General features: G+C 63.6%; 5 protein-coding genes. 4 read left to right on the forward strand and 1 reads right to left on the reverse strand.

Annotated features, from left to right (window positions below):
- The first annotated feature begins 101 nt into the window (after window positions 1-101).
- Entirely contained in the window at window positions 102-314 is a 213-nt protein-coding gene (locus tag GF399_04140) for a KTSC domain-containing protein (GenBank protein ID MBD3399503.1), read from the forward strand.
- 227 nt (window positions 315-541) lie between these two features.
- Window positions 542-1,327 (forward strand): hypothetical protein, encoded by a 786-nt coding sequence (locus GF399_04145; protein MBD3399504.1) that lies wholly within the window; start codon window positions 542-544, stop codon window positions 1,325-1,327.
- Window positions 1,328-1,725: 398 nt separating this feature from the next.
- Here GF399_04145 and GF399_04150 read toward each other — a convergent pair whose 3' ends face one another.
- Entirely contained in the window at window positions 1,726-2,355 is a 630-nt protein-coding gene (locus GF399_04150) for a V-type ATP synthase subunit D (GenBank protein MBD3399505.1), read from the reverse strand.
- 1,217 nt (window positions 2,356-3,572) lie between these two features.
- Between GF399_04150 and GF399_04155 the strand changes: the two genes are divergently transcribed.
- The gene (locus tag GF399_04155; GenBank protein ID MBD3399506.1) at window positions 3,573-7,316 is read left to right on the forward strand and encodes a DUF3857 domain-containing protein; all 3,744 of its coding nucleotides are present in this window, start codon (window positions 3,573-3,575) and stop codon (window positions 7,314-7,316) included.
- A gap of 257 nt (window positions 7,317-7,573) precedes the next feature.
- On the forward strand, window positions 7,574-8,610 hold a 1,037-nt coding region (locus GF399_04160), incomplete at its 3' end, for a glycosyltransferase (protein MBD3399507.1).

Below are 8,610 nucleotides of genomic sequence, written 5' to 3' on the forward strand. Positions count from 1 at the left end.
GTCTTAAGACCCGCCCGCGGATCGCTGCAGAATAAAGCGCAAATGATGACTATCGACTGCCGACTATCCCATGATTGAATAGCCTCTAACTCAGCAAGAGCATGCTGCGGCTGCCCATCAACTGCGAAATCATCGCCTCCGTGGGGTACCAGTGCGGTGATGAGCTGCTCGAATTCGAGTTCAACGACGGTCAGGTCTACCAGTACGAGGGCGTGCCCGTCGAGGTTTACCGGCGGATGATGGGCAACCCGGAACCCGGCCGGTTCTATCGCGAGCATATCCGGCATCAATTTCCCTACAGGAGGGTGAGGTAGGGGGACTCCGGCAGGGTGTATGCGGGGGCCGGGCCGACAAATGGCTCGCATTCCCGCTCCGTAGGGCCGGGGCTCCGATTCCACCCAACATTTGCATTAGCACCCCGTAGGGCGGGGGCTCTGCCCCCCGCCGAGAAAAAGATGCATTTTGATGACTATGGTGTGTTGACTCTTTAGTTTAACAAAGTATACCATAGCAGTCGATTACTAAAGGAATGGAGGATAGCATGGGGAAACAGAAGAACCTCTACAAAAAAATGAAGCAATCGTTGAGCAAATTAAATCCATTAGAAAAAATAATATGGATAATATTTTTTCTGTCGATTGTAAGTATTTTTATTTTCTTTATATCTGCTCTTCTAAGCAACTCGCTTGGCAGGCTTTTTAATTGGGATAACAATTTTTTACCCTGGATTCTTTCAAGCTTAGGTGTAATGGCAACATCCTTAACTGGTTTATTAATTCATAGACAGTTTAATCTTGAATCAAAGCGCTTTGAACAAACAGAGACAAGCGGCTTATCGGTTGAAATTGAACCGTACTCTGAAACGCTTAATAATGCTGGATTTTTAAAAAATAATGGAATAGAAGTCCGATTTGCAATACACAATCCTTCAATAAGAAAAAATATCTTATGTGAAGTCTTTATAGTACTTGAAAATGATAACACAAAACACATAATAATGCAAAGAGGAGACTACACGAATTTTGACTATAATAGAATCATTAGATTTCCAAGCATGTACGGTTTTCGTGGACATTTTAAAATACCTGTACAATTTGATAATTTAACAAAAGAAGATATTTTTTCTCAAGACTTCTACCTTATAGCACATTATGGATTAAGGAATAAAAATAATGTATATTTACCGAAAACAGAAGAAATAAAGATGATTGGATTTAGTCCTAAATTATTAGAAAATGGTGAATTTGTTGGTTTTTATTCTGTACCAAAACTTCACATTGATCAAAAATATTTAGACCATTTAGCTGAGCCGAGAAATGAATTATAGGCTGCGGCGGCCCGCAGAGGGGCCGCCCTACAGGGTGCAGTTCAACACAACGGTCAATATTCGGACATCAATCTCAATACCCAATTCCATAGGGCCGGGTCTCTGACCCGGCCGTTTCTGGATAACCCCTGAGCTGATTGACAAAACGGCGGGGGGCGGAGCCCCCGCCCTACGGGCGTCGAGCTCTGGAACAATCTGCGGCGGGGGACGGAGCCCCCGCCCTACGGGCGTCGAGCTCTGGAACAACCTGCGGCGGGGGGGACGGAGCCCCCGCCCTACGGGCGTCGAGTAATTGCAGCGTGTCTACTTGCCCGTGGAGAAGACTCCGCCCGACAGGACCATAATCAAAACGGCCCCGAGGGGCCGCTGTTAATAGTTGGAGAATCCGGCCTCCGTCCTTAATACCCCCGCTGTTCCTCCAGCATCTCCTTGACCTTCATCAGCCGCGAGGTGTTGCTGCGGTCGCGCTCGGCCAGCTTGAGCGAGATATAGCGGATGGTCTCCTCGTAATCGGGGATCATCTTGTACTCGAGGGCGTTGACGCGCTGGCGGGTCAGCTCGAGCTCGCGGGCGACGAGTTCGATGGATTTCTCTAAGCTAGCCATTTCAAGCAACCGTGGGAGTACGGTTCTAAAGCCTTCGACGGCGAGGTCGAGTTCGGGCGGGGTGGCGGCCAGGCCGTAGGCCAGGGCGTTGCCCTGGAGTTCGACTTCCAGGCGTGGGACCTTGAGGTTCATCACCCGCTCGGTGGCGACCTTGACGGTACCCTGGACCTTGGGCAGGGCGGTGGCGGTTGTCGTGTCCTGCTCGCTCATCAGCCCCCGGGCGACGACGAAGCCGGCCAGGGCCTTTTGCAGCTCTTTCTCGACCTGTTTGCGCAGGCCCTTGCTCTTGTCGATGAGGATGAAGAAGCGCCGCATCAGCTCGTCTTGCTTGTCCTTGAGCAGCTTGTGGCCGCGCTTGGCGACGCCAAGGCGGCGGTTGAGCCGCATGAGTTCCTGGCGGGTGGCGTTGACGTCGAGGATCATCGCTTCTCCGGGGTTCTCCGATCGGGTACTGCTGGTGGTTTGCTGCGCGTGGTTTGATTATAGGTGGCGGGGGGCTGGGGCGTCAAGGAGTCGGTTGTCGGCAGGGCGGTGGCAAGACCGGTAGCAAGACCGATGGCAAGACCCTTGACAAAATCGCCGCTGGATGGTTAGACTGTCCTTTCCGCCGCGCGGGTTCGTCCCCCTCCTCCCCCCAAGGAAGCCCCGACGGGCCCGGCGGTGAACCCACCGTCTCGCGACGGTGTCCATGTGGGCCGGACCGTCTCCCCTCCTCCCCCAAGGAAACCCTGGGCGGTCCGGTCCACCGTTAAGCTCCGGATGGTTCGCTCCGGATGGTTAGCTCCGGACATAGTGCAAGCGCGTCACCTCGGCGAATTGGCCGGGGTTGTTTTTTTGCACCCCGGCGTCGGTTCTCGCTTCTCCCCCTGGCTCAGGGCCCTGGGCGGTCCGGTCCAGCGTTAAGCTATAGACATAGTGCAAGCGCGTCACCTCGGTGAACTGGCCGGGGTTGGTTTTTGCAACCCGGCGTCGGTTCTCGCTTCTCCCCCGGCTCAGGGCCCTGGGCGGTCCGGTCCACCGTTAAGCTCCGCAGGGTTAGCTCCGGACATAGTGCAAGCGCGTCACCGCGACGAACTGGCCGGGGTTGGTTTTGGCATCCCGGCGTCGGTTCTCGCTTCTCCCCCGGCTTAAGGCCCTGGGCGGTCCGGTCCAGCGTTAAGCTATAGACATAGTGTAAACGTGTCACCTCGGCGAATTGGCCGGGGTTGGTTTTATCGCCGTTCGTTTGGTGTCACCGCCCGCTGTTGGATACTCGATCCGCCAAACGGGAGGATAGCCCGGTCCTCCCCTACAGGGTTTCTTCAACGACGTCAGGATGTCCAAACGGCGCCGGCCGATGATAACGCCGCCCGCCCCCGGGGGGACGACTGTTTCCGGCCGCCCGCTTCGACACCCGGCCGAAAAGCCCCACACCCTTCTCCCTCCCCACGAGGATAGACATTACAAAAGCAGGAGCTCCCGGCGGTACAGAACCGTACCCATCGTTCGCTGCGCAAGAGTGTAGGCCCGGCAGCGGCGTCGACCCAACTTGAAGCGGAAATCCGCCGAACGGCCGGAACTTGTCGCGGCGGCGCCCATGGGTTATGATTGGCCCCACACTGGCCGATACGCTCGAAGCCGCGCCCAACCCGGAGGCCCCCGTGAAACGCATCCTCCTCTGTCTCGTCCCGCTGCTGCTCTGGACGACGCCGGCGGTCCACGCCGAAGCGGTGCCCGCCCTGTCCGCCTTCGAGCTGCTGCTGGACGGCGCCGACCCCCACGAAGCGGCCGCGGCCCCCGTCGCCGCCGGCGACGCCGCGGGCTGGGAGGCGCGGGGCTGGGCCAGGCTGCTGCTGGGCGAGGACCGGGCGGCCCTCGAGGCCTTCCGGGCGGCCCTGGAGGCCGATCCCGCCGGCCTGCGCGGCGAGGCCCTGATCCGCGACCTGCTGCGCTACGTCGACTACAGCGGCGACTTCGCCGCCGTCGAGGGTGTCCTGATCGAACTGACTGCGGGTGACGACCTCACCCCGGGGGCCCGTCGGGCGGCCAACCGCTGGCTGGCTTTCCTGGCCCGTCGCCGCGGCGACGCAAGCGAGCTCGCCGAACGCCGCCGGGCCGTCGGCCTGCTGAACGACTGGAGCGTCGTCGGCCCCTTCGTCCGCTCCGGACCCCTGGACATCGACTGGGAGTTCCCGCCGGAACGCCGCCTGCGCGACGCCTACGAGCTGCCCGTCCTCGGCGAGACCCGCTGGACGACGCCCCCCGCCGGCGACAGCCGCGGCTTCATCCCCCTCGAGGAGGTCACGGCGATCAGCCGGGGCACGGCCTACGCCCTGTGCTACGTCTACCTGCCCCGGGACGGCGAGTACAACCTCAACCTGGTCGCCGACGACGCCTGCAAGATCTGGGTCGACGAGACCCTCGTCGGTGTGCGCGACGACATCCGCAGCGCCGCCCCCGTCGAGATCGACTATCCCTTCAGCGCCCCGGCGGGCTGGCACCGGCTCATGGTCAAATGCCGCCGCCACAACTACCTCAGCTCGAGCCAGGTCGAGGTCGCCTGGGGTTTCAAGCTGGAGCTGACCGGAGCCGACGGCCGTGCCGTCGACGGCCTCGAGGTCTCGACGGACCGCGGGTTGGAGCGCGAGACGGAGGAGGGCGTCGCCGTTCCGCCGCACAATGCGGAACTGCCCGCCGACGACGCCGGGCTGTTTCACCGGGCCGTCATCGCCGCCCACCGTGAGGACTACGACGGCGCCCTGGGGCTGCTCAACGAGCTGCAACAGCGGCGACCCGACGGTGAGCTGATCCGCCTGCTGACCGGCTGGGTGCTGGAGGCCGACGGCAGCGAGGAACGCACCGGGCGCGCCCGCACCCAGTACCAGCGCGTCGTGGCCGCCGAACCCGCCATCCTGCCCGCCCAACTGGCCCTGGCCGAGACCGAGGCCGACGAGGGCCGCTACTGGAGCGCCCTGGCCCGGCTGCAGTCCCTGATCCAAACCAACCCTGACTCGCCCGACCTCTGGTTGGCCCTGGCCTATCGCTATAACGAGAAGGGCGTCACCCCCCGGGAGGACGAAGCCTTCGCCGCGGCCCTGACGGCGGCGCCGGACAACCTCGAGGCCCTGCTGCAGCGGGCCCGCTTCCTCGACCGCAACGAGCGCCCCCTCGAGGCCCTCGAGGTTCTCGAGCGCCTGCTGGAGCTCGCCCCCGACCATTCGACCGCCCGCAGCGACCTGGCCGACCTGCTGCAGGAGATCGGCGACTACCGGGGAGCCGCCGAACACTACCGCCTGCTGATCGCGGCCGACCCCTACGACGTCAACGCCCGTCTCGAGCTGGCCCGCTGCTACCTCAAAGGCGGCTTCGGCGACCGCGAAGCCGTCTACCGGGAGCTGATCGAGGCCGCGCCCCACGACTACCGGGGCTACCTCAACCTCGGCCTGGCCCTCGAGGCGCAGGGCGGCGACGCCGCCGAGCTGCTCACCGAAGCCCTGGAGAAGTATCCGGCCAAGGACTGGCTGCGCCGCTACCTGGCCTGGCGCTCCGCCGAGCTGGACGACGAGTTCCAACCCACCGTCGAGGAGCTGCTGGCCTCGGCCCCGGAACCCGCCGACTACCCCAAAAGCGACGCGGTCATGCTGTTCGACTACCTGCGGATGGATGTCAACGCCGACTACACCTACGCCACCACCCTGCGCCAGGTGGTCAAGATCCTCGCTCCCACTGGCCTGGAACGCTGGGGCGAGGTCGTCGTACCGGACAACGGCGACCTGGAGCTGATCCACGCCCGCACCTACACCCCCGACGGCCGGACCCTCGAGGCGACGACCATCAACACCACCGACGGCGGACGCGCCGTCAGCATGGAGGGCGTCCGCGTCGGCTCGATCATCGATGTCTGCTACCGCCAGCACTCCGAGTACCGGATCATCACCGAGCTGTTCGATCACTGGACCAGCCGCTTCTACTTCCGCGAATACGGCGACCCCCTGGTCCTCAGCCGCTTCGTCGTCAGCGCCCCCGACGTCCTCGAGGTCGAGTACGACGAGCGCGGCTTCAACGGCGACAGCTACCGGGTCCGTCTGCCCGACGGCCTGAGCTCGGCGGGCGACGCCCCCTACAATCTCGAACCACGCACCGCCTACGTCCACGAGGTGCGCGACGCTCCGGCCATCCAATCCGAGGGCCTGATGCCCGAGCGCGGCACCTTCACCCCCTTCGTCGTCTTCTCGACCCTCGAGGAGCCGGCGGTCTATTTCGACTGGTACCACGGCCGGGCCCTGGAAGCCCTGCGCCCCGACGAACCCGTGCGCGAGCTGACCCGTCGTCTGACCGCCGACGTCGACGACCCACGGACCCGGGCCGAACGGCTCTACTCCTATGTGGTGCGGGAGATCAAGGGCTACGGCGGCGGCGCCTTCTACCCCGACAGCGTCCGCCGGACCTACTACCGCCGCGCCGGCCGCGACGTCGAACGCCTGCTGCTGTTCATCGCCCTCTGCCGCGAAATCGGCCTCGAAGCCGAGCTCTGCCTGACCCGCTCGCGCTGGGACGGCCCCCGGATGGACGACGCCTTCACCCCGGCCGAGTTCACCAAGCCCATCGCCCGCCTGGAACTACCCGACGACGTCGAGTGGGTAGAATTCGGCGCCGGCCGGGTCGCCCTGGGCGAGTTCGGCCTGCAACACGAGGGTCAACCCGTGCGCCGCCTCGACGCCGGTCGCTGGGACAGGCTACCCGAACGGCCCCTGGAGCACCACCTCAACGAAATCCACGTCGAGATCGACCTCCAGCCCGGCGGCACCAGCCGCGGCGTTCTCGAAGAGCGCCTCCTCGGACTGACCGCCGCCCTGCGCGTCAACTACCTCGACGCCCGCGACGCCCGCGACACCCTGGATTACGAACTCAACAACTTCTTCCCCGGCGCCACCCTCGTCGACTACGAGCTGAGCGGCGTCGAAGAACCCAACGCCGAACTCGGCTACCGCGTGGTCTTCAACACCGCCGGGCTCGGAGGCTTCGAGGGCTCGCGCTACAACCTGCCCGTCGTCCTGCAGCCCTTCAACCTGGCCAACAACTTCATCAACCGCAACGAAAGACACTACGACCTCGCCTACGCCGACTACCTCTCCCAATCCTCGACCGTCGTCTTCCGCCTGCCGCCGGGCTGGAGCGTCGAGGAAAGCTCCCTCCTCGACGAGGAGCTCCAGGCCCTGGCGGCGTCCTACGAGCTGCGGACCGAAACGCGCGACGGCGACGACGGCCGCGAACTGGTCATCAACCGCCGCCTGCTGCTGCCGCCCCAGCACGTCGAAACCGACGACTACCTCGACTTCCGTGAGTTCTGCCGCGCCGTCGACGAGCTCGAACGGCTGCGCGTCACCCTCGTCCCGACCGAGTGAACCGCCCCCGGCGGCCGTTGAAAAACCCGCCGCCGGAACACGGCCCGCTCGAGCAACACCCCGCCCCCGGAACTGGCACGGTTTTTGCGTCGCCGAGCAACGCAGTCCGTCCGAGCGGTTTCAGCGCTGCAAAAACCGTGCCAGTTCCGGGGGTCGCCCCGGCGCGAACGCCGGGGGCGGGTTTTTCAACGGCCGCCCGGACAAGATTGCAGATCATCAGCGGTTCGAGCGGCTCCCACTCCAACTTTCGACAGCCCATGACCATTCTGACCGTCGTCATTCCCGTCTTCAACCGCGCCGATCTGATCGGCCGCATCCTGGAGTCCGTACTGGCCAACGCCGGCGACGGCGTCGTCGGCGAGGGCGCCGACGGCGGGGACTTCGATGATCCGCCCCTACTGCCGCTGCGTGACCATCCCGAGACCGCCTTCGAGATCGTCGTCGTCGACGACTGCTCCAGGGACGCCACCCGGGAGATCGTCGCCCGTTACCCGGTCAAGCTGCTCTGCACCCCGGGCAACTCCGGCCCCTCCCGGGCCCGCAACCTGGGCGTCGCGGCGGGTCGGGGCGAGATACTGGTCTTCGTCGATTCCGACGTCGAGGTCCGCCCGGACACCCTGGCACGGATTTACGATCGCATGCGGTCGCACCCGGAACTGGGCGGCGTCGCCGCCGTCAGCGCCGAGGAATGTCCTTTCGACAACTACCTCTCCCAGTATCAGAACCTGTTCCTGCGTTACCGTTACCTGAAGATGCCCCGGCGTATCGACACCCCCTGGGCCTCGCTGATGGCGGTGCGCCGTGACGCCTATGAGGCCGTCGACGGCTTCGATCCGGCGATGATGACCTATGAGGACTACGACATCGGCTACCGCCTGGGCTCCGTCGACGCCTGGTTCTACCTGGACGTCGAGCTGGACTTCGTTCATCACAAGCGTTTCCGCTTCCGCCGCCTGTTCGCCGACTACTTGCGCAAGGTGGCCAATATGTTCAGCTACCATCTACGGATGCGTTTCGGCGATCGCCGGATATGGGAAGAGCGCAAGCCGCGGACCTGGCACGGCAACCAGCCTCATTTCCCGCCGCTGTCGGTGGGCATGCCGACCTCGGCGGTGCTCAACTACCTGTTCACCGGTCCGGCGCTGCTGCTGTTGATCCCGGCGCTGATCATCGGCGGTCCCCTGTTCTGGGGCGCCCTGGCCCTGTTCTGCCTGCCCCTGGCGGCGATGAGCGGCTTCTGGGTCTACCTGGCCCGCAAGCGCGGCTTATGGTTCGCCCTGCGCGGGATACCGAC

It is taken from the genome of Candidatus Coatesbacteria bacterium, from assembly GCA_014728225.1.
GTDB lineage: Bacteria > RBG-13-66-14 > RBG-13-66-14 > RBG-13-66-14 > RBG-13-66-14 > WJLX01.